A 25,409-nucleotide genomic window follows, 5' to 3' on the forward strand; every position below is an offset into this window, starting at 1 on the left:
AGCAGGCCTCGCGTTACCACCCTAATTAGAAGACTGATCTCATACTTATAACATCATAAGATATAGTCAGCTTCTCACTTCATTATATATAACGGAATCTTCATCCCGGCTTGATATTATAGATACATTCATTAATATCAAACGACTCCAGACCTGTAATTCAAAGGAAGTCCGCTTGCCGATTTGCACCAACCATCGGTTCTCTGAGAACGGTAATCTCCACTTCTACTGGGTGTCTTTCTTCGTCTTTGTGTTATGTAATTGTAGATTGCTTAAACGTATCACTTTTATAACATACCTTTTGCAAACAAGTCAATGCTTGTTCACATCCGACTTTGTGCCCATCCTACTTTTATCGTTCAGAAGAAACTGATTATAGCGTAATTTTTATGCTATAATAGTGGCTGGTAAAAGGGGGAAGTTACATGGCTGAAAAGAAGGACAAGCGTCCAACAAATAAGTCCGCTAGCAAGCACTCTGGATTCCACAAATTACTCACTGTGTTCAAATGGGTAGTTATTGCTGGTTTTGCTATTTGCCTGTTCGGTGGAGGTATTTTGATGGGCTACGTTTCTTCGATTGTAAAAGACGAACCTGTGCGTTCGCGTGAAGAAATAGTCAAAAAGATCAATGAAAATGCAGTGACCGGCTTTGCTTATTTTAATGACGGTTCCCCGATTGGACAACTTCGTACAGAAGAAGATCGTCGATTGGTGACTTATGAACAGATTCCTCAACCTGTCATCGACGCCATTATTTCCATAGAAGATAATCATTTTTATGAACATAAAGGTGTAGATATGAATGGTACGCTGCGCGCTGTCAAACAGCGGGTACTGAATGAATCCGTCCAAACCGGAGGGAGTACGCTTACACAGCAATTGTCGAGACGGGTATTTTTGAACTTGGACAAAACAGATGATCGCAAAATTAAAGAAATGTTGCTTTCTCTTCGTATCGAACGCTTTATGACCAAAAACGAAATTTTGACTGCCTACTTGAACAAAATGCCTTTTGGTAAAGGTTCAAGCGGATACAATATTTTTGGAATCAAAGCAGCAGCCAAAGGGATTTTTGCTCTAAATGATCTGAGTAAAATCAATATTGCTGAAGCCGCTTATATTGCAGGGCTACCTCAATTACCAACAGCTTATTCTGCTTTTGATAGCAACGGTAAATTCAATGAAAAAGGATTTAAACGTGCTGTCGGCAGGCAACAACTGGTTCTTGAACGTATGAAAGAGTTAGGTAAGATTACAGCGAGTGAATACAATGAAGCGATTAATTTCGATCTCAAAAGTGCACTGGCTAAACCAACTGCCAAAGCGTATTCTCAATATCCTTATCTTATGATGGAGATTGAACGACAAGGCGCACAAACGATTGTAAAAATGGAAAATCCAGATTTGGATATGTCTACTTTATCTTCAGAAGAACGCAATCAATTGTTTGAAGATGCTCGTCAAAAATTGTTGACTGGTGGTTATCGTGTATATACGACGATTAACAAAACGGTCTATAACACGATGCATGAAGTAGCAGAAGACAGTAGCAACTTCTCGCCTGATAGCAATACTAAAGGTAAAGAACAAACAGCCGCTATGATGATTAATCACAAAACTGGCGCTATTCTCGGTATGATTGAAGGTCGTAGCTTCCAAGAAGAACAAATGAATTATGCTACTCAGATGACACGTCAGCCAGGTTCTACAATGAAGCCAATCGCTGCTTATCTGCCTGCGCTTGATGCAGGGCTGGTGCAACCGGCAAGTATTGTAGATGATGCTCCGATTATTTTGAAAGACGGGGGCAAAGGATATCACATCCCTGCGAATGCAAATGGACGTTATCAAGGTCTGGTAACTGCCCGTACTGCTCTTGATGAATCGTTAAACGTCCCTGCTCTCAAACTATTTAATCAAAAAGTAGGTATTGATAAAGCATGGACATTTGCTAAAAAATTAGGCATTACGACGATTCAGGATACCGATTACTCTGCACAAACCGGAGTACTCGGCGGTCTTAAATATGGAGTGACTGTCGAAGAATTAACCAATGCGTATGGATCTATTCCGAATCAAGGGATATTCAATGATGCTTATATGATCGATAAAATTGTTGATCCTTATAACAAAATTGTCTACAAACACAAAGCTGATCCACAACGAGTCTTTTCCAAACAAACAGCTTATCTTATGACAGATATGCTCCGTACTGTTATTACAGATTCACGCGGTACAGGTAGAACGATGCAGACGTTATTTAATAAATACGGCAAAATACCAATCGTCGGTAAAACGGGTTCCACTCAGAACTATGCCGATGTCTGGTTTATGGGCTTTACGCCAGATGTAACGCTCGGGGTATGGGCAGGTTATCGTGAACCGGTGAACACCCTATCCGAAGATGGAAAAAAACGTGCTCGTACTTTATGGGCAACGATTATGAACAAAGTGACTGATAGTGATCCTGAATTGTTCAAAACAGACGCATTTACCAAACCAGACGGCATTGTAACGCAAACAGTCTCTGGATTCAGCGGTAAATTACCAACGTCTGCTACACGGCAATCTGGTAACCTTGTCACTGATATTTTCAATGCTAAGTATGTACCTAAAGACTTTGATGACGGTGTGGCTTACGCGAAATACATTACGTACAATGGTGTAAACTATATTCCACAAGATGGCACACCAGATGATATGGTGAATCAACGTACTGTAGTCAAACGTGAAATGCCGATCTCTGAATTGATCAAAGATCTGCAACATGCATTAGCTAATATGTCAGGCCCTAAATACGCACTATGGCGTTATCTACCTGAAGATGCAGGCGCAGATGCTCCAACACGTATTGATCCAAGGCAAGATGATGGTGGCTCACCTAATCCGCCTAGCAATGTACGCTTATCTACTAGCGGTAGTGATGCTCGTATTACCTTTAACTCTGGAGGTTCTGGTGATGTAGTCGGTTATCGTCTATATCGTTCAGCTGGCGATGGATCGTATCAATATCAGAAATCAGCACAATTAGGCAGCAGTCAATTCAATTCATTTGTCTCTGCTAATGGCAATTTCTCTTTCTATGTTACTGCTGTCGATGTAGGTGGACATGAATCCAGTCCAAGTAATACTGTTGATTACAGTGCTGCTCCTGTGCCTGTAGAAGAGCCAGATGAAGGCACTTTATTACCAGATGGAACAACTGAAGAACCTTCAACAGATGGTACATCACCAGCTGAAGGTAACGCTACTGACCCTGCTACGACTACAGAAGAAGCTGCTCCTGCTAAAGCAAAAGTAGCTCCTTCTGCTCCATCTTCACTTAGCGCTAAAGGTGCAGGTAAAAGTGCAGTCGTGATCTCGTGGGGCGCTCCATCTCAGCCTGCAACTAATTACAAAGTATACTTTAGCAAAACCAGTGGTGGTCCTTACAATCTAGCCGGATCTACACCAGATACAAAGTTCCAATATAATTCCAGTCGCAAAATTGATGGTTGGTTTTATGTAGTAGCGGTCAATGAGAGTGGTTCATCCCCACCATCATCGCCAATACAATATAAAGTTAAGTAAAAATACTGATATACTAAACAGCGAATACCGATTGAATATAATCGATATTCGCTGTTTTTTTTCTGTTTGTTTATAGATAAAAAGTAATAAACATTGATTTGAATTCAATCGTAACACTCGCCTACTACACCTATAAAACACAACAAAAAAAGCATCTTTCCTTTACAGGAGAAGATGCTTTTATCTATATTCATAGTTATTGATGATATGAACTATTAGTTCAATTGATTTACAGAAAGACGTAGAATCGTTTCGTGTGGCAAAATAACACGCGTATTTTCAACGTTTTCTTTTTTCATCAATTTCGTTAATAGACGCATAGCTACAGCACCCAGATCATACATCGGTTGCGCTACGGTTGTAAGCTGTGGACGAACCATAGAAGCAAGACGAATATTATCTACAGAAATAATAGAGAAGTCGTCCGGTACTTTCAAACCTTCGTCTTGAATACTGTGAATCGCACCAATAGCCATTTCATCGGTTGCTGCAAAAATAGCAGTTGGACGTTTTTTGAGACCGATAAAATATTTCATAGCTTCTACGCCAGATTCATAACGATAGTTACCGATACGTACCCAGTCTTCTTTGTATTCAATATTGGCTGCTTCTAATGCTTTTTTGTATCCTTGAAAACGGGAGTATCCATTTGCAGGATCTTGTAATGTACCACTGATCATTGCAATCTCGCGGTGTCCATGACGAATCAATGTGTTTACAGCATCAAAAGCTGCTGCTTCATGATCGATATCTACTGATGGAATCAATCCATTTTCATCACGAGTTGCACATAATACGATCGGTACAGCTGAAGATTGAAATGCTTGTAAATGATCTTCTGTTACTGTTCCGCCCATAAATAATAGACCATCTACTTGCTTTTCTAACAATGTGTTTACCACACGAATTTCTTTTTCTTTTTTCTTATCTGCATTACAAAGAATAATATTGTAATGATACATATTCGCAATATCTTCGATACCGCGGGCAATTTCTGCAAAAATAGAATTTGAAATATCAGGAATAACAACGCCTACAGTGGTCGTTTTCTTACTTGCCAATCCACGTGCGACTGCGTTAGGACGATATCCTAGACGTTCTATTGCTTCATAAACTTTTTTGCGTGTTTGTGGTTTTACGTTCGGATTATTATTCACTACACGAGATACTGTAGCCATAGATACTCCAGCTTCGCGTGCTACATCATAAATGGTTACTGTCACGGTCCTTCTCTCCATTACCAATAAATTTTCTTCATGTTTTCAAGAATTTGCTTCGTTTTTCATTTAGATTCATGATACGCTAAAATAGTATGACTTGCAATCATTGTTATGATGTTAAGATAACGCTTCACGTAGCGAACTTACTGTAATCTTCGAGTGTGAAGTGTTCCAGACAGGCTCACCATTTTTAACTAAAATCACTTGTGGTGATTCATGTTTGACTTGCAAATGTTCTGCTACTGCATTCGATACATCGCGATTTTCCACTACATAGACCAATCCATAATCGACATCTTCACTTGGATTGCTTTCCAAATACGATTTAAATTCACTATAAGCGCCAGCGCTAATCGGACAACGAGTACTATGTTTAAATACAAGCAGTGGTTTTTGTGTTGTATGATTCAAAGCTTCTTGTAACTGATCGGTTGTAGTCATCTGAGTTACACTTGCCATTATGCACACATCCCCTTTTGCTATTAATTAATGTAAGAACGTTTTCATGAATAACTATCATAAGTATCTTAACAAATAACAGTGTAAAAATCCATTTTTTTGTCATTGTTACCGTTTTTTCAGCCGAATTCAGATGAATGTAATTTTCATAATGTTTTCTTTTCATTCTTCTGAGTCTTTTTTTCATGATCATGGATTTTGATCCTTATCGTTTATTTTGATACAATGAACCTCAATAATGGGATTGATCGGTTCATATCGATCGCTATCTATAGAATATAACTCTGAAAGGAATGATGATATGAGATTGGCAGGTAAAAAAGTCATTGCTTTAGTAGATGAGGAATTTGAAGACTTGGAACTATGGGTTCCTGTGTATCGAGTACGTGAAGAAGGTGCTGAAGTTCATCTAGCTGGTGCGGATCGCGGTAAAAAGTATATTGGTAAATATGGAGTACCTGCTGAAGCAGAATATAGCTTTGACGAATTAGACAGTGCTGATTATGATGGTATTTTGGTTCCTGGAGGTTGGGCACCAGATAAATTACGTCGCTATCCTAAAGTATTAGAACTGGTGCGAGAAATGCATGAGGCTCGCAAACCTATCGGTCAAATCTGTCATGCAGGATGGGTATTGATCTCAGCCGGCATTTTAGAAGGCGTTACTGTTACTTCTACACCGGGTATTCGTGATGATATGCAAAATGCAGGTGCTATCTGGAAAGATGAAGCTGTTGTAGTTGATGGACATATTATTTCAGCTCGTCGTCCACCGGATCTTCCCCCATATGGCAAAGCCTTTTGTGATGCGTTAGCTGAAAAAGTGTAACTATTGTATTTGTGGTGGTCACCATTTAACAGCATAAGTACAGCAATATTTTAATAGACATAACAGGCTAAATATAAACAAAAAAGACATACCGTTAAAAGGTATGTCTTTTTTTGTTCTACACTATGGAATAAAGTAAATCATGTTATGAAGTAGAAGAAGCAAAAGAAGCATCGGAATCTGTTAATGTATTCATATATTGTTGAATACCTTCTTCAATCGCTTGCGATGTTTTTAATTTCATCCATGATAATGCTTGACTGCTCGCTTGCTTGGAATCAGTATTCAGTATACTCTGTTTAACTCGCAACAATGATTGTGGTGACATACTTAGATGATCGACACCCATCTGTAACCAAAATGGAATAGAACGCTCATCGCCAGCCATTTCTCCACATACACTCACAGGAATACCTTCTGCATGAGCTGCTTGAATCGTACTGCGTAACATACGCAACACAGCTGGATGATAAGGATTATACATATGAGCAATATGTTCATTCATACGGTCAACAGCCAGTACATATTGCACCAGATCATTGGTACCAATACTGAAAAAGTCACATTCTTCCGCGAGTAGATCCGCTATCGCGACTGCTGCTGGAATTTCGATCATAATACCAACTTGAATCTCACGATTGTAAGGCAATCCTCGTTGATCCAATTCATCCATCGCTTCATGCAAAATAACATTAGCTTGTTGTACCTCTTCTACAGAAGAGATCATCGGATACATGATTTTGACTGCTCCATAAGCACTTGCACGTAATATCGCAAGAAGCTGTGTTTTGAACATTTCTGTATGTTCCAGACAGATACGAATCGCTCGATAACCGAGAAATGGATTTTCTTCTTCAGGTAAAGGGAAATAATCCAGTTCTTTATCTCCACCAATATCAAGCGTACGAATAACCACTGCCTGTCCTTTGGCTTTCTCTGCCACTAAGCGGTACACTTCAAACTGCTCTCGCTCACTTGGAAAAGAATTACGATCCATATACATAAATTCTGTACGGAACAAGCCTACACCTTTGGCTCCATTTTTCAAAGCGATATCCAATTCTTTAATCGAACTAATATTCGCTGAGAGACGCATAGGGATACCGTCTTTGGTAATAGAGTCAACAGTAGACAACATCTCTAGCTGACGCTTACGGCGATCCTGAGCGGTTCTAATCAGCTTATAATGCTCGATCGTTTGTTGATCAGGATGAACAATAATTTTACCATTATCGCCATCGACAATAATCATTTCGCCTGTCTGAATCGGTGGGTCTAATTGACTTTCTAATCCAGAGACAAGCGGAATACCGATCGCTCGTGCCATAATCGCAGAATGCGATGTTTTTCCACCTAGAATAGTAGCAATTCCAAGTACATTATGTGGATTCAAATGAACCAATTGCGAAGGCGATAACTCTTTGGCGACCAAAATATAAGGTTGTGTATCTGTAGGCAAAGTCACCTCAGGTGCACCAAGTAAATGTTTAAGTAGACGGTTACCGACATCTTTAATATCAGCAGCCCGTTCTTTCATATATTCATCATCCAGTAGATCAAACATCGTTACAAAGTGGTTAATCGCTTCTTGTACAGCCACTTCTGCCGCTTTGTATTGGCGTTCGATAATACCGCGAATCTCATTCATAAATTCAGGATCTTCCAAAATAGCTAAATGAGCATCAAAAATACTTGATTCTTCAGGACCTGCGATTTCCTCGAATTCATTTTTCATCAGCTCAATCTCAGTTTTGGATGTACGAATGCCTTCATATAAGCGCTCAAATTCTTGCGCAAGGTCTGTCGGATCAAGACACTGATCCGGTACATCCCATTCCCATGTTGGCAACACAAAAGCTTTTCCTATGGCTACTCCACCAGCAGCTGCGATTCCTTTGATCATGTTTAGTCCCCCCCACCGCTCTTATCATGCAATACTACCGACATTACAGCCCCTTGTCCTTTTTTTACATTTTTAAATGGAGCATAACTCCATGATCGGACACGATCAGGGTTAGTAATAACCATCGGAGTTGCAAGTGACGGTGCGTTTTTTTGCAATGTTTCCAAATCAAACTTAATCAATAATTGTCCGGCTTCTACTACATCGCCAGCAGCTACAACCGCTTCAAAGCAGCCTTTTTGCTGAGAGGTATCAATACCGATATGAAGCAATATTTCGACACCTTCTGATGTACCGATACCGATCGCATGCATCGTAGGATACAAATGCATGATCGTTCCAGCTACAGGCGATACCAGTTCACCACTTTCAGGCAAAAAGGCTACACCTTCACCGACTAACTTACCTGCAAAAATCTGATCAGGCACTTCAGATAGGGCAATCATTTTACCCTGTACAGGTGCACAAAATTGAACATGTGTCAGATCGCGATCCATCAACTTCCGAATCTCTTCGCGAATCAATTCCGAATATGTTCCAAATACAATCTGTACATTACCGCCACCTAACTTGATCAATCCTGCTGAACCCAGTGACTTTAATGCACGGCTATCTATAGCACGATCATTAACGACCGTTAATCTCAATCTTGTAATACACGCTTCTACGCGTACAATATTTTCTTTGCCACCTAATGCTTGTAAAATAAGCGGTGTCTGATACGGAATATTTCCTACCCAATCGCCTAATGTAGAAGCTTCTTCACGACCTGGTGTCGGAATTCGGAAGCGCCGAATCGCAAATCGGAAAATAAAGTAATATGCTAGTCCATAAGCTATTCCAATCGGAATTAACATCCATGCATTGCTAGATAAATGATAATTCAGCACATAGTCGATCGCTCCTGCTGAATACGAAAAGCCATGATGAATATCTAACGCATACGTAATCCACATTGCGAGTCCAGACAATACGATATGAATACCGAATAACCATGGAGAAGCAAATAAAAAGGCAAACTCAATCTGCTCGGATACGCCTGTTAAAAAGCATACTAGAGCAGCACGCATAAATGTTTTACGTACTTTGGGCTTCAAGTCTTCGCGTGCTTCTTGGATAATCGCTAATGCCGTTGCTGGCAAAGCGAACATCATCACCGGATATAATCCTGCCATATAAATACCGGCTGTCGGATCGCCACTAAAAAAGCGTGGCAAATCGCCTTGTACGATATCTCCATGGCTTTCATACGAACCGATCTGGAACCATACAATATTATTCAATAAATGATGCAGTCCAAAAGCAGACAAAATGCGATATAAGGCTCCATATAAAAAGAGTCCAAACCCGCCCATCGTCGATAATCCCCATGTCAGCCCATTTAATAGGTGCTGTAATATGGGAGCGAACCACAACATGACGTAAGCAAACACAGAAGAGAATAACCCCATAAACAGCAAAACAAAACGCGATCCGCCAAAAAACTGGATCGCTTCGGGAAGACGTACATTTTTGAATCGCCTGTACACTGCCCCGGCAATGATACCCATCATAATTCCAATCAATGTGGAAGGCTGTATCAAATCACTGCTAAAATGCTTGGTCACCTGATCATATAATGCCATTCCGGCAAAAGCGGCAAGCCCTGCGGTGCCTGCTTGATTAGCAAGCCCTAACGCAACACCTATCGCAAAAATAAACGGTAAATAATGAAAAATACTTTGACCTGCTATTGTAGCTACCTCAGAGACGACAGGTAAGCCCCATGCTCCCCATGGAAGCCCTCCTACACTGAGCAAAATAGCCGCTGCCGGAAGTACCATGGTAGGAAGCATAATAGCTCTTCCGAACTGTTGCAGGGAACCTAGCCAATTCAACGCGCCCTCCCCCTTCCTATACCTGATGGTACGCTGTAGGCCATGTTTTGTCAAAGCGGCTCTATATGATAAGAATGTCATGATTTCCTCATTTTCATATATAACATACACCTATTTTAGAATCTATTCTATACCTATTCGGCAAAACACAATGAAATGACAAAAAAATATAGAAAAGCCTGATCAGATATCCTACAGACTTTTCTATATTTTTATGAATTACCTATCCTGTACAGGATAGGATCCGGTATATTGTTCTACATTTATACTCTTACAGGGCGCACAATCGCTTCTTCTACTTTAATACAACGATCCATAATCATATCAATACCCTGTTCTTGTGCGATCTGGGCTGCTTCATTATTGACTACACCTAATTGCAACCAGATCGTTTTGGCACCCACATCTACTGCTTCTCTAGCAATATCTGCGCAATATTCACTACGACGGAATACATTGACCATATCAATCGGTTCAGGAACATCTTTAAGACTGGCATAACACGTTTCGCCTAGAATTTTCTGACCTGCTGCTTGTGGATTAACAGGAATAATACGATATCCCCGATTTTGCATTGCTGCGGATACCATATACGATGTACGATCCATTTTGTCAGAAAGTCCTACTACTGCAATATTGCCTACGTTTTCCAAAATCGTTTTGATTTCTTCTCGTGAAGGATTGGTAAAAGCCATCTTGATCTTCCTCCTTGATGTGTATTTGATCATAAAAAGTGGATGAGTCTATTCAATTATATATGAATGCTTATATTAACCTTGTACCCATTCTATATTAGCCCCAAGCGCCTGAATATGATCAAAGTACTGTGGATATGACTTCGCTACATGATGAGCATCACGAATAACAATCGGTTGTTTCGCACGTAAGCCAACAATAGACAGCGCCATAATAACACGATGATCGTAATGAGCATCGATCGTTACACCGCCTTCTACTCCTTCAGGACGACCATGTACGATAATCTCTGCTTGACGTTCTTCTACATTTGCTCCTGCTTTGCGAAGCTCTGTCAAATAATCAGTAATCCGGTCACATTCTTTATAACGTAAATTTTCTACATTATAGAAGCGTGATGTTCCTTCTGCAAATACAGCCGCGGCTACCATCGCAAGGACAGCATCTGTAGCAGCATCTCCATCAAATTCGACCGCTTGGAGTTGACCTGTTCCTTTAACATGAACAATATCATTTTCATGCGTTAATGGAACTTGCATCATTTGCAATACATCAACTACTGCTTTTTCGCCTTGCTTACTTTCTACAGGTAGACGGTGAATAATAACATCAGACTTTGTCACAGCCGCTGCTGCAAGTACAGCCGCTGACCCAGGGTAATCTCCTTGTACAGTATAAGATTGAGCTACATATTTTTGACGACCAGGTACTTTATATGTCATGAGGTCTTCACTAGCTTCAATTGTAATACCTGCTTGAGCCAATACTTCAAGTGTCTGACCTACGACTACTTTGGATTTGAGATCATGTAGAACTGTAATTTCACTATCTTCTTCTAATAAAGGAGTCAAAAATAACAGCGCACTCAAATACTGTGAACTTACACTACCGGATACAGTAATCTTGCCACCACGCGGCTGACCTCCACGAATCGTAATCGGTAATCTTCCGTTCTGATGTTCTACTTCTACACCTAATTGACCTAATGATGTAATCAGATCATCATGTGGACGTTTACCCAGTGAATCAGGATATGTATTCACAAACGTCACTTCAGGGCACAATGCAACAATGGCCATCAAAAAGCGTAGTACAGCTCCAGCATTTCCTACATTAAGCTCTTTTACATCTACAGGTTTACTACCAAAACCTGTTATCACTATTTTCTCATCGTCTTCTTCCAACACAGCGCCTAAATCACGAATACAACGACGCATAGCATCACTATCTTCACTATGTGCTGGAAAATGAATCGTACTTGTTCCTTCTGCTAGAGCAGCGACTAACAAATAACGAGTCGTATAATTTTTAGAAGATAACGCTCCGATTTCTCCTTTGAGTTCAGGGGTAGGGGTAACAATAACATCCATGAGTTCAATCTCCTTTAAATAAAATAATAGTATTTATATAGTGATACATTTGCTTATATGTTTGGTATTTCTTTGCAGTTATCGGCTCACTTCAATTGACAGTCCAGAACACGCTTCGGTATGATAAAGAAGTTAAAAACACATTCAGAAATGAGGGTATAACATATATGTCTAATCCTACTCAGATCGACACGGATGAACTGCGCGAACGCATAGCGGCAGGAGAAAAATTGCAATTGATTGATGTACGTGAAGATGAAGAAGTGAACCAGGGTATGATCGACGGTGCCAAACATATTCCTTTGGGTCAAATTCCTGATCGTCTGAATGAAATCGATAAAACGTTACCAACTGTTTTGATTTGTCGTAGTGGATACCGTAGTGAACGTGCTCGCGAGTACTTACAACAGTTAGGTTACGACCATTGCCTTAATATGTCTGGCGGTATGATTGATTGGGTAGAAAATCAATAATATATAGCTAGATTTTACTCAAAAGACTTGTTGACTTCATGTAACAAGTCTTTTACTTTCGCACCTAAACATTAAAAAGCTTGAACGCGGTAACGTGTTAAAACATGTGAAGCCACTTCATCAGGATTCAAAAGCGATGTATCTACCATAACATGTGCAAATTGATAAGCATGTTTACGTTGCTCCATAATACTACTTACCCGTTCATACGTATCTCCTGCTAGTAATGGACGGTTATCATCTCCGCCTACTCGCTGTACAATATGATCAATATCCGCAGTCAGACAGACTACAAGCCCTTTAGCGATCATCAGATCACAATTTTCAGCACGTAGTACTGAACCACCACCTGTAGAAACAATCTGCCCTTTTTGCTCTAATACGCTAGCAAGCGTTTGGCTTTCAAGCTCACGAAAATACAATTCTCCTTTGGAAGCGAAAATATCTTGTACACTCATACCTTCTGATTCTGCAATCACTGCATCAATATCAACTAATGGATATTGTAATAAATCAGCTAGTAATGTGCCTACGGTTGTTTTACCTGTGCCCATCATTCCAACCAGTATAATATTGGAATGTACACTATCTTCTGATTGATGCACTATATCTACACCTCTTTCAACAACTATGCTATTTCACCCATCATAGCATAGAGATAAAACATAAGACAATCATTCGTTTTGATGAAAAAAGCGCACTGGCTTTTCCTATATTTATAGGAGTACCAGTGCGCTTTGATATATTTAATATGATAGTCAGCAGACTATTCTTGCATCCATTCGTGATGGAAAGTACCTTCTTTGTCCAAACGTTTGAAAGTATGAGCACCGAAATAATCGCGTTGAGCTTGTAACAAGTTCGCTGGCAATCTTTCTGTACGATAGCTATCAAAGTAAGCCAATGCGCTGGAGAATCCAGGAACCGGAATACCGTATTTCACAGCGATCGATACTACTTCACGCCATGCATCTTGATATTCTTCAACTACACCTTTGAAGTAATCATCAAGCAATAGGTTTTTCAAGCCAGAATCTTTGTCATACGCATCTTTGATGTTTTGCAAGAAACGTGAACGGATAATACAGCCACCGCGGAAGATCATAGCGATGTTACCATATTTCAAATCCCAACCGTATTCGTCAGAAGCTGCACGCATTTGTGCGAAGCCTTGAGCGTAAGATACGATTTTGGAAGCGAACAATGCTCTGCGTACTGCTTCGATAAATTCAGCTTTATCACCTGCAAAAGCATCTGTTTTAGGTCCGTTTAAAATTTTGCTAGCTGCTACACGTTCTTCTTTCATTGCAGACAAGAAGCGTGCAAATACAGATTCAGTGATCATAGACAAAGGAACACCTAGATCAAGTGAACTTTGACTTGTCCATTTACCTGTACCTTTTTGACCAGCAGAATCAAGAATCACATCAACCATCGGTTTGCCTGTTTCTTCATCATATTTAGAGAAGATATCTGCTGTGATCTCGATCAAGTAACTATCCAACTCGCCTTTGTTCCACTCGCTGAAAATCGATTGCAATTCTTCAGCAGATGTTCCTAGAACAGATGTAAGCAAGTTATATGCTTCACCAATCAACTGCATATCGCCATATTCGATACCGTTATGCACCATTTTTACATAGTGTCCAGCACCGTCTGGTCCGATATATGTACAGCAAGGGTCGCCATCGACTTTAGCCGAAATCGCTGTAAGAATAGGTTCTACTAATTTATAAGCACTTTCTTGTCCACCTGGCATAATAGCAGGTCCTTTAAGTGCGCCTTCTTCACCACCGGATACACCTGTACCGATAAAGCGGAATCCTTGAGCTTCCAAGTCTTTGCTACGACGTTGCGTATCAGGGAAGTAAGCATTACCACCATCAATAATGATGTCGCCTTCAGTTAAGAAAGGAATCAATTGTTCAATTGTAGAATCGGTTGCAGATCCTGCTTGAACCATAATTAGAATTTTGCGTGGAACTTCTAAAGAATTCACGAACTCTTCAATAGAGAATGTTCCTGTTAAATTTTTACCTTTTGCTTCTTCAAGCAAATCGTTCGTTTTTTGCGGAGAACGATTGAATACAGATACTGTGAAGCCTCTGCTTTCAATATTTAAAGCTAAGTTCTTACCCATAACGGCAAGACCGATAACACCAATTTGTTGTTTAGACATTTCTGGTTCTCCATCCTTTGCTTCAATATTTTGTATTCATGATTTTGCATAAAATAAGTTGGCTCAATTCATCATTTTACAGGTTTTAATGTCATAAGGAAAGTCTCAAAACGTGATCTGACCAAAATTCATAGAATTGTTGAAAGAATTGTGAATATTTTGGCTATTTCAACAAATTATTTTGGGGATCACGTTTTAAAGTTTACTTTTCCAAACGAATCAGTTCAAAACGAAGATTTTCCAACACTTTTTTACATTCATCAATTTTTTCAGTATCGCCTGTTTTGATAGCTTCATTCAATCGATCAAGGGACTCGTCAATTTGGGTCTCTATATTTTCCAATCTCTCTTCACCTTCCGTTGATAAAAAAAGTGTGTGTAACGCTTCATGCGTTAACGTTGATTCTTTTTGATACAAAACACGTTGTTCAAAACCAGAAATTTCGACCATTCGAATCACTTCGCCAAACAGAATATTCTCAACTAAAATTTGTTGATCTTTAAATCGTTTGACAATAGCATGACCACGCGTATCACCGATTAGTTTTTCCATCCATTCCGACAAACGTGAATCATGGATACGATAATCTCCGATCAATTTGTATCCTTCTTGCGTTTGTTGAAAACGTAATTTGGTCATATGATCATCTGTACGGATCGAGACGATAAATGAATCCTCTGTTTCTCTCCAATACAATGAATACCCTTCTTTGATCAAATCACGAATCAAATTCTGAATATCACGACGTTCAAAACGCAATTCCAAGTTACAATACTCTACTTCATAACTTTTGTTCATAGTAGTACCTCCTTTTTAACATTGGTTTATCTGTATGTGGGTCTATATATCTGTTTAGCTGTTCTGTAGTTAATTGATAAAATATACAAAAAAAAGTATAAATAACGAATACTGTTTCTGAAATGATACCTATGAAGAGTGTAGTTATCTGTTGCATCTTTAGTACAATATATACTTAATATAATTTTACCCCTTTACAAGGTTGTCTAAGCACTAAAGCATACAGTCACATGTAATCTTCATGAAATAATTGCCTGCTCCTATGCTATAATAAACGCTGATTATCTCTACATTGATATGGATTGATTTGGAAAGAGAGGCATGACAAAGATGAATAATATTGAATTTAACGGTTTTGATTCTAAAGACTTTGATGTATTCACGATTGATGGATTAGAACCACGTATGGATGCATTGATTAGCACGATTCGACCTAAATTAACAATAATTGGTGAACAGATACAGCCTTATCTAGCTACATTATGTGGTGAAGAGATGTATGTGCATGTTGCCAAGCATGCTCGTCGTACGGTTAATCCACCTAAAGATACATGGGTAGCATGGGCATCGAATAAACGTGGTTATAAAGCATTGCCTCATTTTGAAGTAGGTATGTTTGGTAGTCATGTCTTTATTGTGTTTGCTATTATTTATGAAAGTCCCCGTAAACTTGATTTTGGAAAAGCGCTTCAGAAAGATTGGAAAAAGGTAAAACAAATGATTCCAGATGAATTTTACTGGTCTACCGATCATATGTCGCCACAAGCTAATATTCAGGGAGAATTGGATGATCAATACTGGGTAGATACTGCTGAACGATTGCAAAATGTCAAAAAATCCGAAATCGTATGTGGATTACGGATCGAAAAAGATGATCCTTTACTTCAAGATGGCAAAGCTTTTATCGAAAAAGTAGAACAGACTTTTGAACAATTGCTTCCGTTGTACCGTATGGCATTTTAATAGATCATTGTGAAAATAAAAAAACCTTATCTACTGTTATGCAGATAAGGTTTTTTTGCATCTGTTTTTTTCATATATTGCTCATTAACTATTTGAGGAAGATAATTTTCGGGTATGACGTATCATAATCCAGTGAATACCGAATAAAATAAACATAGAACTGGCACTAACAAAAAACGGCGCTTGAGGACTGATGATATCCCATAACTTTCCCGATACCAAAGGGCCAATAACAAGCCCTGATCCTTGTAATGTCAAAAATAATCCCCAGATCATACCGCGCTCTTGTGCAGGTACAAGATTAGCCAGTAACGAGTTCCATGCTGGTAAAATCATCGCGTAACTAAGACCAATACCTATTACAAATATCCATATCCAAGCCAGTATCGTTGTAGAAGCAATCCCTATTAACGCTGTCCCTGCTAATAAAAATCCGATATGCAAAAAAAATCGACTGCCCCACCGATCGATCAGACGACCTGCTGGAATCAGACCCAAAGCAGTAACACCACCACCAGCAATTAACAATCCATTAAAATAAGCGGGGGTTAATCCTAACTGACTGATTACGTATAAAGTAATAATAGGCGTCAAAATACCTAAAGCAAAAGATTGCAAAAAAAGGGCTGGATACAATAGCGGATGAATATGTAGTGAACGAATCAACGCTATATATTGCTGTACCCGTTGTTTACCAGTGATACGTGTCACCGATACATGAGGTACAGATAATTGATTTTCATGGAGTGATCCAGTAGTAGCATCGTTGTGTTGCTCGGTTTCATGGTGACTCCCTGTTGCTATAGAAGCTGATTCTTTACGACCGGGTAAGCATAATGCGATAGCTAGTACAACAGTCATAAAAATCAACATCATCCATAATGTAGATTGGTACGATGTATCACTAATCCAATTGACTGTAACCGGCCCAAGCCCTGCTCCTCCAAGAGAAGCAATCTCGATAATACTCATAGATGTTCCGTATTTTCCATCTGCATGTGACAGATCGGTGATCTTAGACATTACACAAGGCCATAATGGAGCACTGCCAACCCCCATCACACCACAAGCAAATATTAACCAGCCTGTGCTTTTTTCTGTTGCCATAATAAATACTGCACCTAAGACAAGGATCATACCAATCGACATAATCATCCGAAATCCTAATCGTTCTGCTAACCAACCCGCAGGACCTCGAAGTGCATTATCACCTACATACTGCAAAGCAAAAGCAATACCGATAGCAAAAGCAGGCAATCCAAGTACATGTCCCATATATACAGGTAATAAAGTAACTAATAATCCACCTTTAACAAATTCAACTAAAAAAATAAGTAACCACAGGCATACGAATACAAAAATATTACGTTGACGATTTTTGGCTTGATTCTGATGATCTGTGTCAGCATTTGAAATTGATACCATTAATAACGATGACTCCCTTCAAGTCTACCCTTGAATGTATACCCATTTATCTTATATGCATTTTATCTTATCATAATAACTATTGCATTCCCCCCACGTTTTGCTATACTCATTTTGTTTGGCAAAATGTTGGATAAGCATTTTAGCCTCAGAATAATTACTTTACCTCAGAAAGGTTGTGACAGCTTCAATGGATCATAAGCAAACGCCGCTTTTCACCGCTCTACGAGAGCACGCGGCAAGCAATCCCGTCCAATTCCATATTCCAGGGCACAAAAAAGGAATCGGCAGTGATCAGGAATTCCGAGAGTTTGTGGGTGATAATACCCTTTCTATAGATCTGATCAATATTGCACCACTTGATGATTTGCACCAACCGATGGGTGTTATCGAACAAGCACAAAAATTAGCTGCTGATGCTTTTGGTGCTGATTATACGTATTTTTCAGTACAGGGAACAAGTGGCGCTATTATGACAATGATTTTGTCAGTTTGTTCGCCGGGTGACAAAATTATCGTTCCACGTAATGTACACAAATCGATTATGTCTGCTATTATTTTTGCAGGAGCGAAGCCAGTATTCGTTTCTCCAGCACGTGATGAAAATTTGGGGATTGATCATGGGATTACGACTTCTTCTGTACGTCGTGCTCTAGATCGTCATCCTGATGCCAAAGCAGTGCTTGTGATTAATCCAACTTATTTCGGAGTCTGCGCTGATCTAAAAGAAATCGTTGATCTTTCTCATAGTCGTGGTGTTCCTGTATTGGTTGATGAAGCGCATGGTGTTTTGATTCATTTCCATAAAGACTTGCCGATCTCTGCGATGGAAGCTGGAGCAGATATGGCGGCTACCAGTGTACATAAGCTAGGTGGCTCGATGACACAAAGTTCGGTGTTAAATCTAAATGTCAAAAATGGGCATGTGAATCCTCACCGCGTACAGACCATTATTAGCATGCTGACAACAACCTCTACTTCATATATCCTATTAGCGTCTCTAGATACGTCACGCCGCAATCTAGCGCTTAACGGACATGATATGGCAGAGCGTACGATTCAATTGGCGCAAGAAACTCGTCAAAAGATCAATGATATTCCGGGATTATACTGCTTTGGTAAAGAATTACTTGGCGGTGAAGCAACATTTAACTATGATCCGACCAAGCTGACTATTCATATTCGTCATTTAGGTATTACGGGATATGATGCAGAGAACTGGTTACGTGAGCATTACAATCTAGAGATTGAACTCAGTGATATGTATAATATTTTGTGTCTGGTAACTCCAGGTGATACGCAGGATAGTGTCGATATTCTGGTGCGCTCTTTGACCGATATGGCATCTCAATATTACAGCACGGACGGTTCTAAAGAAATTCACGAACTGGTTGTCAAAATTCCAGAGATTCCGCAATTGTCTTTGATTCCGCGTGATGCTTTTTACGGTGATACAGAAGTGGTTCCTTTTAAAGAATCCGCAGGACGTATTATCGCTGAATTTATTTATGTGTATCCGCCAGGTATTCCTATTTTGTTACCGGGTGAAGTAATTTCGCAAGAAAATATTGATTATATTACAGATCATGTTGAAGTAGGATTGCCGGTCAAAGGACCTGAAGATCGTACTGTACATCATGTAAAAGTAATCGTAGAAACAGACGCTATTTTCTAAATTCGTACTCTTTTCTATTGAAAGAGACCAGATAGAATACAAAAAAAGCCGGAATGAATACTGTATAGAAATATACAATATCCATTCCGGCTTTATTTATAACGATATTGAATCTTATTCAGATTCTTCGATAAGCTCGCCGTATGCTTTCTCTACAGCTGCCCATTCTTTTTCGTCTTCGATATTTTGCAATTCGAATCCGTCTTCTTCTTCTTCAAGACGCATGATATAACCATCTGCTTCAGGGTTACCACGCTCTAATAGAAGTGCATATAGTTTCTCGCCAACATCAAATGTTTCAACAAGAACCATTTCTACATCATTACCTTCATCGTCAGTCAATGTTAATACATATTCTTCCGCTTCGTGGTCATGGTCGTGATCATGATTACAATTTTCATCATGTACGTGTTTATCGCTCATTAGGATAACCTACTTTCGGTATAAAATTGAATGTCATTTAGGTTCATAAATAGGTGTAATACCTTGCATTCATGAAATAATACTTGTGTATCTTACCACTTTCCCCTAGACAGGTCAATTGAGAGCCACACCTTCTATAGATCATCGCTACTGTGTGTTCATTATTATTGATTTAGCGCTGTAATTACTTTTTGTGAGACAAGCACATAATCGCTAGCTTTAGACTTTTTCATATAAAATCCAACCGTATATTTCCCTGCGGTATTAAAATCATACGTGAAATCATATGTGCGGAACCAGAAGTTATCTTTTTGTTGCGTGATATCCTGACTTTGGATATCTTTTTGATTGCCTGAAGGATCAATAATAGCCACTTTGACGGCCACAATATCTGTTTGTAGATTGTCTACCTGACTAAATACATTGAATTTGAGCTTTCCTTTACTGACGTTGCCAAACGCCGTATCATTTTTGAATAAAAAGATATGTACGTTGGGTTTGGTAAGTTTGACGGTTTTGGCATCATTATCATAATCGACAAGACCTTGAATTTCACGCAAAGGCACATAGGTTTTGCCATCGATCATGTAAGCTCCATCACTGACCTCACTTCCATTAATCCATACTTTAATCTTTTGACTTACAGCATCTGCAAATAGCACCGAACTGCTCATTAAGAAAAAGGCTAATGCACAGACTGCAACTCTTTTCCATATCACGTAAAAACCCCTCCTTTTATATTTAGAAAAAGCTTATCGACTCCAATTCTTTCTGTATTATAAAAGCATTGTATCTCTATGCTGATCTTCTTATAGATATATACTCCAATAGTCCCGTTCAGTTGCGGTAAAAAAATTGTAACCTTTTGACAAGTACGATTCTCGCACGATTGCTGTTTCAACTATCATTAAACTAATTACGTGTAGTTGTATCTTTATCTGCATTTATGCCAGAATCCAATTCCTGCATTTCCCTTCTGGCTTCTATTCATGGTACATTGAGAAGGAAGAATGTCTGATGATTGGATAGACATCTCTTTATTACATGTACCATACAGACAGGAGGAATACTGTGTCTATTGAACTACAGATGCTAGGAACAGGTAATGCTTTTGCCAAAAATTATCATAATAATAATGCATTGATTCATGTAGGTGACTATACGCTAATGGTGGATTGCGGTATTACAGCTCCGCTTGCGTTACACCAGTTAGGCAAAACTGTTAATGAAATTGATGCGATTCTGATTACTCATATTCATGGAGATCACGTAGGTGGTCTTGAAGAATTAGGATTTCAGATGAAATTTATCTATAATCGTAAACCGGTTCTATATATTGCTAGTACATTAGTACGTCCTTTGTGGGAACACACATTATCCGGTGGTATGACGCAAGAAGGAATAGAGCGGATTGAAGATGTATTTGATGTAAGACCGATTGTGGCTGAACAACCGATCACGTTAACCGAAGGATTGGATATCGAATTAATTCAGACACCTCATATTGATGGAAAAAATAGCTATTCGTTTTTAGTAAATGAGACTATTTTTTATAGTGGAGATATGAAATTCCAACCTCATCTATTGGAACATTTAGTCTATGAGCGTGGGGTTCAGACGATTCTGCATGATTGCCAGTTACATCCTCCGGGTATCGTACATGCGACACTGGATGAATTGTTATCTTTACCCGAGCAAGTACGTTCGACTATTTTGTTGATGCATTATAATGATGACAAAGAAGATTTTATCGGCAAAACCAAAGAGATGACCTTTTTGGAGCAACATCAATTTTATACATTGGGTTAATTCCCTTTTGAAATACAACAAAAAAACCGTGCCAGATACAATTGGCGCGGTTTTGCTATGTTAACAACGATTGATAACGATCGTAATAATTTAGATGGTAACCACAAGTTGCTTTTTCATACTAACATGAGCAATACCTGCATCTTCAAAAGGCTCTTCGGAAATTGTGATATATCCCATTTTATTGTAAAATCCTTCGGCTTGACATTGAGAATCAAGTAAAGCTTTTTCAAATCCATTTTGGCGCGCATAATTTTCCATACCCAAAAGAATAGATTTGCCATACCCACCTCTACGATAACCAGGTAATACAGCAATACGTTGCATTTTAGCTGCTCCGTTTTCATAACGAATCATACGACCTGCGGCAATATTCTCGCCATCTTTTTGTAACAGAAAATGATAAGCTACGCCGTCATTGGGCAATTGATCATACTCATCTACTTCTCTGCTTTCAGGAACTTTCTGCTCTACAACAAATACTTGTCTCCGAATATTCAAGCATTCTTCTAACTGTTGTTGAGTTTGTACGCGTATCACTTCTATCGCCATTTTATTTTGCTCCTTCGATCTTCCCATTGTGTACTCTTTACAATTGTATCATATAAATAGAAGATAAAGACGGCTGTTATTAGCATTGGATACATAATTTATATTTAGATCCTATAATCTTCGTTCTAAAACATACAAAAAAACAGCCCTTTTCTATATGAAAAAGAGCTGTTTGATCTGATAATTATTGATGTGGTACAAATGCTTGATTTAACTTTTCGATATCTTGGGCAAGCATTTCTTCTGTATATTTTCCCTGTCCGAAATTGACCATTGCCCGTAACGGCATTCCTTTAACCATCGCTGACATCATATCATCACTAGCGTCGAACAATTGTCCCATACCTGAACGATCCAGCAATTCTTTAGCCAGTTGCTCTGTTTTGGGATGAGTCGTAATATCGCCCATCGTGGTGTTGCGATCAATCGTCAGCGGAAGTTCTACACTGGATTGAATGTTGATCGATTGTTGGACATGAATATCACGAGAAGAAGAACCGATCAGAATCTCAAATGTTCCTGATTCCACATGCCAGTCTGCTAATTCTACATTGTAATAAGCAAATGCACGCTTATCGAGTGTAAAGTCTATGGTCTGACTTTCTCCTGCTTGTAGATGCACTTTAGCAAATCCTTTGAGTTCTTTCTCTGGACGTATCACTATACTTTCACTATCTTTTACATATAATTGTACAATTTCTTTGCCTGCTACTTGACCTGTATTGGTAATCTTCACACTTACCTTTACTTGATCTTGATCGCTGTATTGCTCACGATCGACTTTGAGATCACTGTATGCAAATGTAGTGTAGCTTAACCCGTAACCGAACGGGAATAGAGGTTGGATCTGCTTAGTATCATAATAACGATAGCCGACAAAAATACCTTCACGATATTCTACCCGATCTTGTTCACCTGGAAAATTCAAAAAGGATGGATTGTCGCTTAACTGCATAGGGAAAGTCTCAGCTAATTTTCCGCTTGGACTCACTTCACCAAATAGTAAATCGGCAACTGCACCGCCAAATGCTTGTCCACCCAAGTACCCTTCTAGTACTGCTTTGGCATGTCCTATCCATGGCATGACCACAGGTGAACCATTGCTAAGTACAACAATCAAATTAGGCTGCACTTTGGCAATTTCTTCGATTAAATGCTGATGATTTTGTGGGATATGAAGATGTGTACGATCATATCCTTCTGATTCATAACGATCAGGGAGCCCTGTAAATAACACTACAACTTCAGCTTTTGCTGCTAATTGTACAGCTTCTTGAACTAATTCTTCTTTGATATCATCGCTATCCAGATCATAGCCAGCTGCATACGATACATGACCTTGATCCCCAACAAGCTTGGTCATTTCATCCAATGCTTTATCCAGTTGTGTAGGATTCACATGGGAACTACCGCCACCTTGGTAACGTGGATTCTGAGCAAATTCACCGATCACCGCAATATTTCCTTTTTTAGCAAGCGGTAATAGTTGATCTTCATTTTTAAGTAAAACCATACTTTCTTGACCTATTTTACGAGCTAGTGCATGGTGTTCTTCTGCCTCATATGAACTATCTTGTTGACGCTGTTCTACTGCTTTGAAAATAAATTCTAAGATCCGTGTTACTGCTCGATCGACAACTTTTTCGTCCAATTGCCCTTCTTGTACAGCTTTGACGATTTTGGCATCACCGATACCATTGTTTGCAGGCATTTCAAGTTCTAGACCTGCTTGCAGACCGTCTACACGTTCATTAACAGCGCCCCAATCTGACACTACAAATCCTTCAAATCCCCATTCTTCACGTAATACTTTGGTTAATAGAAATTCATTCTCACCAGTATATGTTCCATTTAATTTGTTATATGAACACATCACGCTCCAGGGTTGAGATTGCTTAACAGCTCCTTCAAAGCTAGCTAGATAAATTTCACGTAATGTACGTTCATCGACAATAGCATCTACACTCATACGACGTTCTTCTTGATTATTAGCGGCAAAATGTTTAAGTGATGTACCTACACCTTGACTTTGTACCCCTTGAATATGATGAGCTGCTAATTCAGCAGAAAGATACGGATCTTCTGAAAAGTATTCAAAGTTACGTCCGCATAACGGAGAGCGTTTGATATTAGTTCCTGGTCCAAGCAAAACAGCGACATTCTCTGCTTGCGATTCTTGACCGAGTGCTTCTCCTACTTGGCGAATAAGATCGCGATTCCAAGAAGAAGCCATTCCTGCGGCTGATGGGAAACAGGTAGCCGGTACACTATCGTTCAACCCCAAGTGATCGGCTTCTTTAGCTTGCTTACGTAATCCATGCGGGCCATCTGTCATCATTACAGATGGAATATTTAGACGTTCGATAGGTTGTGTGTTCCAAAAATCAAGACCTGAACAAAGACTAGCTTTTTCTTCAAGTGTCATTTGCGATAATAGTTGTGAAATATCTGTTTTCATAAGTCCTCCTTAAATGGCTATACCTAAAATTAATCTTCATTAATTCATTTACCCAATATAAGCATAAGCTGAAATGTATAGGCTGTATGGTACGATCCATATGTAATTGGTACTTATTTTGAAAACAACAAATAACACTTGAAAAAGAAACGTATGTTCGTATATAATAAGAATATAAATAAGAACAAACGTTCGGATAGGAGTACATGCCATGTTATCTAAATATGTAGGTGAAATTGTGGAAATTGTATATATGGATCGTTCTAATCAACTGACACAGCGACGCATCGAGATTAAGCATATTCGCAAAGGTCTAGTCTATGCTGACTGTCTACGTACAGGTAGTCCGCGTACATTTCGTGAAGATCAGATTCTTGCGTGGCAACCTGCGAAGTCCAAGCTCAAGCCTACGATTAAGCCTGTTCAACCGCTTCATCCTCGTCTGACTGGATATACTGCATCTCCGATTATAGATGCTACAGCTCGCCAGACTACTGAATCTTTTTCTACTGCTATAACTCAATCTGTCGTCAGACCTACTGCTACCAGACGTAAATTCATCTCGATTACAACTACCCGTTCTCTTCGTCATTCTACAACGCCTAATGTTGCTTCTACTTCTCCTACGCAAGTTTCGTAATCATAGCTGCGCCAGTTACATTTATCGTTATGGTGATAATGTATATTTCTATAATATCCATCTTTCAACTCCATACTCTCCTTTTAT

General features: G+C 39.2%; 21 protein-coding genes and 1 other annotated feature (1 of these 22 cut by a window edge). Of the genes, 7 read left to right on the top strand and 14 right to left on the bottom strand.

Annotation, left to right across the window (positions count from 1 at the left end):
• Positions 1-252, bottom strand: a binding site (T-box leader); it reaches 10 nt to the left of the window's first position.
• Positions 253-425: 173 nt separating this feature from the next.
• Positions 426-3,572: a penicillin-binding protein 1A gene (locus tag QE450_RS12110; RefSeq protein ID WP_307299508.1), complete on the top strand. Its 3,147-nt coding sequence runs from the start codon at positions 426-428 to the stop codon at positions 3,570-3,572.
• Positions 3,573-3,787: 215 nt separating this feature from the next.
• Here the strand turns inward: QE450_RS12110 and ccpA are convergent, their stop codons facing one another.
• Both ccpA and ytxJ read right to left on the bottom strand, forming a co-directional pair.
• The gene (ccpA, locus tag QE450_RS12115) at positions 3,788-4,795 is read right to left on the bottom strand and encodes a catabolite control protein A (protein ID WP_069329015.1); all 1,008 of its coding nucleotides are present in this window, start codon (positions 4,793-4,795) and stop codon (positions 3,788-3,790) included.
• A 114-nt stretch (positions 4,796-4,909) separates the two neighbouring features.
• Entirely contained in the window at positions 4,910-5,251 is a 342-nt protein-coding gene (ytxJ, locus tag QE450_RS12120) for a bacillithiol system redox-active protein YtxJ (RefSeq protein ID WP_273613030.1), read from the bottom strand.
• Positions 5,252-5,552: 301 nt separating this feature from the next.
• Between ytxJ and QE450_RS12125 the strand changes: the two genes are divergently transcribed.
• Positions 5,553-6,080: a type 1 glutamine amidotransferase domain-containing protein gene (locus QE450_RS12125; protein WP_273613031.1), complete on the top strand. Its 528-nt coding sequence runs from the start codon at positions 5,553-5,555 to the stop codon at positions 6,078-6,080.
• A 145-nt stretch (positions 6,081-6,225) separates the two neighbouring features.
• Here QE450_RS12125 and ptsP read toward each other — a convergent pair whose 3' ends face one another.
• The 4 genes from ptsP to aroA all read right to left on the bottom strand — a co-directional run bounded on the left by ptsP (position 6,226) and on the right by aroA (position 11,926).
• Positions 6,226-7,983 carry a phosphoenolpyruvate--protein phosphotransferase gene (gene ptsP / locus QE450_RS12130; protein WP_273613032.1) on the bottom strand — a complete coding sequence of 586 codons (1,758 nt, stop codon included), beginning with the start codon at positions 7,981-7,983 and terminating at the stop codon, positions 6,226-6,228.
• A gap of 2 nt (positions 7,984-7,985) precedes the next feature.
• Entirely contained in the window at positions 7,986-9,860 is a 1,875-nt protein-coding gene (locus QE450_RS12135; RefSeq protein ID WP_273613033.1) for a glucose PTS transporter subunit IIA, read from the bottom strand.
• 263 nt (positions 9,861-10,123) lie between these two features.
• The gene (locus QE450_RS12140) at positions 10,124-10,555 is read right to left on the bottom strand and encodes a CoA-binding protein (RefSeq protein ID WP_307299509.1); all 432 of its coding nucleotides are present in this window, start codon (positions 10,553-10,555) and stop codon (positions 10,124-10,126) included.
• 75 nt (positions 10,556-10,630) lie between these two features.
• Positions 10,631-11,926 carry a 3-phosphoshikimate 1-carboxyvinyltransferase gene (gene aroA, locus QE450_RS12145; RefSeq protein WP_307299510.1) on the bottom strand — a complete coding sequence of 432 codons (1,296 nt, stop codon included), beginning with the start codon at positions 11,924-11,926 and terminating at the stop codon, positions 10,631-10,633.
• 167 nt (positions 11,927-12,093) lie between these two features.
• Here aroA and QE450_RS12150 point away from each other — a divergent pair, with 167 nt between their 5' ends.
• On the top strand, positions 12,094-12,399 hold the full coding sequence (locus QE450_RS12150; RefSeq protein WP_273613036.1) for a rhodanese-like domain-containing protein: 306 nt from the start codon (positions 12,094-12,096) through the stop codon (positions 12,397-12,399).
• A gap of 71 nt (positions 12,400-12,470) precedes the next feature.
• Here QE450_RS12150 and QE450_RS12155 read toward each other — a convergent pair whose 3' ends face one another.
• The 3 genes from QE450_RS12155 to QE450_RS12165 all read right to left on the bottom strand — a co-directional run bounded on the left by QE450_RS12155 (position 12,471) and on the right by QE450_RS12165 (position 15,377).
• Complete coding sequence (locus QE450_RS12155; RefSeq protein ID WP_307299511.1) at positions 12,471-13,004, bottom strand: shikimate kinase; 534 nt, start codon at positions 13,002-13,004, stop codon at positions 12,471-12,473.
• A gap of 161 nt (positions 13,005-13,165) precedes the next feature.
• Positions 13,166-14,578, bottom strand: a complete 1,413-nt coding sequence (gene gndA / locus QE450_RS12160; RefSeq protein WP_204823337.1) for an NADP-dependent phosphogluconate dehydrogenase — start codon at positions 14,576-14,578, stop codon at positions 13,166-13,168.
• 202 nt (positions 14,579-14,780) lie between these two features.
• Positions 14,781-15,377 carry a hypothetical protein gene (locus QE450_RS12165; RefSeq protein ID WP_273613038.1) on the bottom strand — a complete coding sequence of 199 codons (597 nt, stop codon included), beginning with the start codon at positions 15,375-15,377 and terminating at the stop codon, positions 14,781-14,783.
• A gap of 339 nt (positions 15,378-15,716) precedes the next feature.
• On the opposite strand from QE450_RS12165, the gene QE450_RS12170 reads away from it, so the two are divergent.
• Positions 15,717-16,340: a YktB family protein gene (locus QE450_RS12170; protein WP_307302686.1), complete on the top strand. Its 624-nt coding sequence runs from the start codon at positions 15,717-15,719 to the stop codon at positions 16,338-16,340.
• 84 nt (positions 16,341-16,424) lie between these two features.
• Here QE450_RS12170 and QE450_RS12175 read toward each other — a convergent pair whose 3' ends face one another.
• The gene (locus QE450_RS12175; RefSeq protein WP_307299512.1) at positions 16,425-17,765 is read right to left on the bottom strand and encodes an MFS transporter; all 1,341 of its coding nucleotides are present in this window, start codon (positions 17,763-17,765) and stop codon (positions 16,425-16,427) included.
• A gap of 190 nt (positions 17,766-17,955) precedes the next feature.
• On the opposite strand from QE450_RS12175, the gene QE450_RS12180 reads away from it, so the two are divergent.
• Positions 17,956-19,440: an aminotransferase class I/II-fold pyridoxal phosphate-dependent enzyme gene (locus QE450_RS12180; RefSeq protein WP_204823334.1), complete on the top strand. Its 1,485-nt coding sequence runs from the start codon at positions 17,956-17,958 to the stop codon at positions 19,438-19,440.
• Positions 19,441-19,554: 114 nt separating this feature from the next.
• Here QE450_RS12180 and QE450_RS12185 read toward each other — a convergent pair whose 3' ends face one another.
• Positions 19,555-19,863 carry a DUF1292 domain-containing protein gene (locus QE450_RS12185; RefSeq protein WP_069329002.1) on the bottom strand — a complete coding sequence of 103 codons (309 nt, stop codon included), beginning with the start codon at positions 19,861-19,863 and terminating at the stop codon, positions 19,555-19,557.
• Positions 19,864-20,027: 164 nt separating this feature from the next.
• Positions 20,028-20,582 carry a stalk domain-containing protein gene (locus QE450_RS12190; RefSeq protein WP_301263175.1) on the bottom strand — a complete coding sequence of 185 codons (555 nt, stop codon included), beginning with the start codon at positions 20,580-20,582 and terminating at the stop codon, positions 20,028-20,030.
• Between the two features lie 352 nt (positions 20,583-20,934).
• Here QE450_RS12190 and QE450_RS12195 point away from each other — a divergent pair, with 352 nt between their 5' ends.
• A complete protein-coding gene (locus tag QE450_RS12195) occupies positions 20,935-21,672 on the top strand; it encodes an MBL fold metallo-hydrolase (RefSeq protein ID WP_273613042.1) in 738 nt (245 codons plus the stop codon).
• Positions 21,673-21,762: 90 nt separating this feature from the next.
• Here the strand turns inward: QE450_RS12195 and QE450_RS12200 are convergent, their stop codons facing one another.
• Positions 21,763-22,224, bottom strand: coding sequence for a GNAT family N-acetyltransferase (locus tag QE450_RS12200; RefSeq protein WP_273613043.1), 462 nt, complete (start codon positions 22,222-22,224; stop codon positions 21,763-21,765).
• A 184-nt stretch (positions 22,225-22,408) separates the two neighbouring features.
• Positions 22,409-24,682: a glycoside hydrolase family 3 C-terminal domain-containing protein gene (locus QE450_RS12205; RefSeq protein ID WP_307299513.1), complete on the bottom strand. Its 2,274-nt coding sequence runs from the start codon at positions 24,680-24,682 to the stop codon at positions 22,409-22,411.
• A gap of 211 nt (positions 24,683-24,893) precedes the next feature.
• Between QE450_RS12205 and QE450_RS12210 the strand changes: the two genes are divergently transcribed.
• A complete protein-coding gene (locus QE450_RS12210; protein ID WP_307299514.1) occupies positions 24,894-25,322 on the top strand; it encodes a hypothetical protein in 429 nt (142 codons plus the stop codon).
• The last annotated feature ends 87 nt before the right edge of the window (positions 25,323-25,409 follow it).

Source organism: Paenibacillus sp. SORGH_AS_0306 (assembly GCF_030819345.1).
In the GTDB taxonomy this organism is placed as follows: domain Bacteria; phylum Bacillota; class Bacilli; order Paenibacillales; family Paenibacillaceae; genus Saccharibacillus; species Saccharibacillus kyungheensis.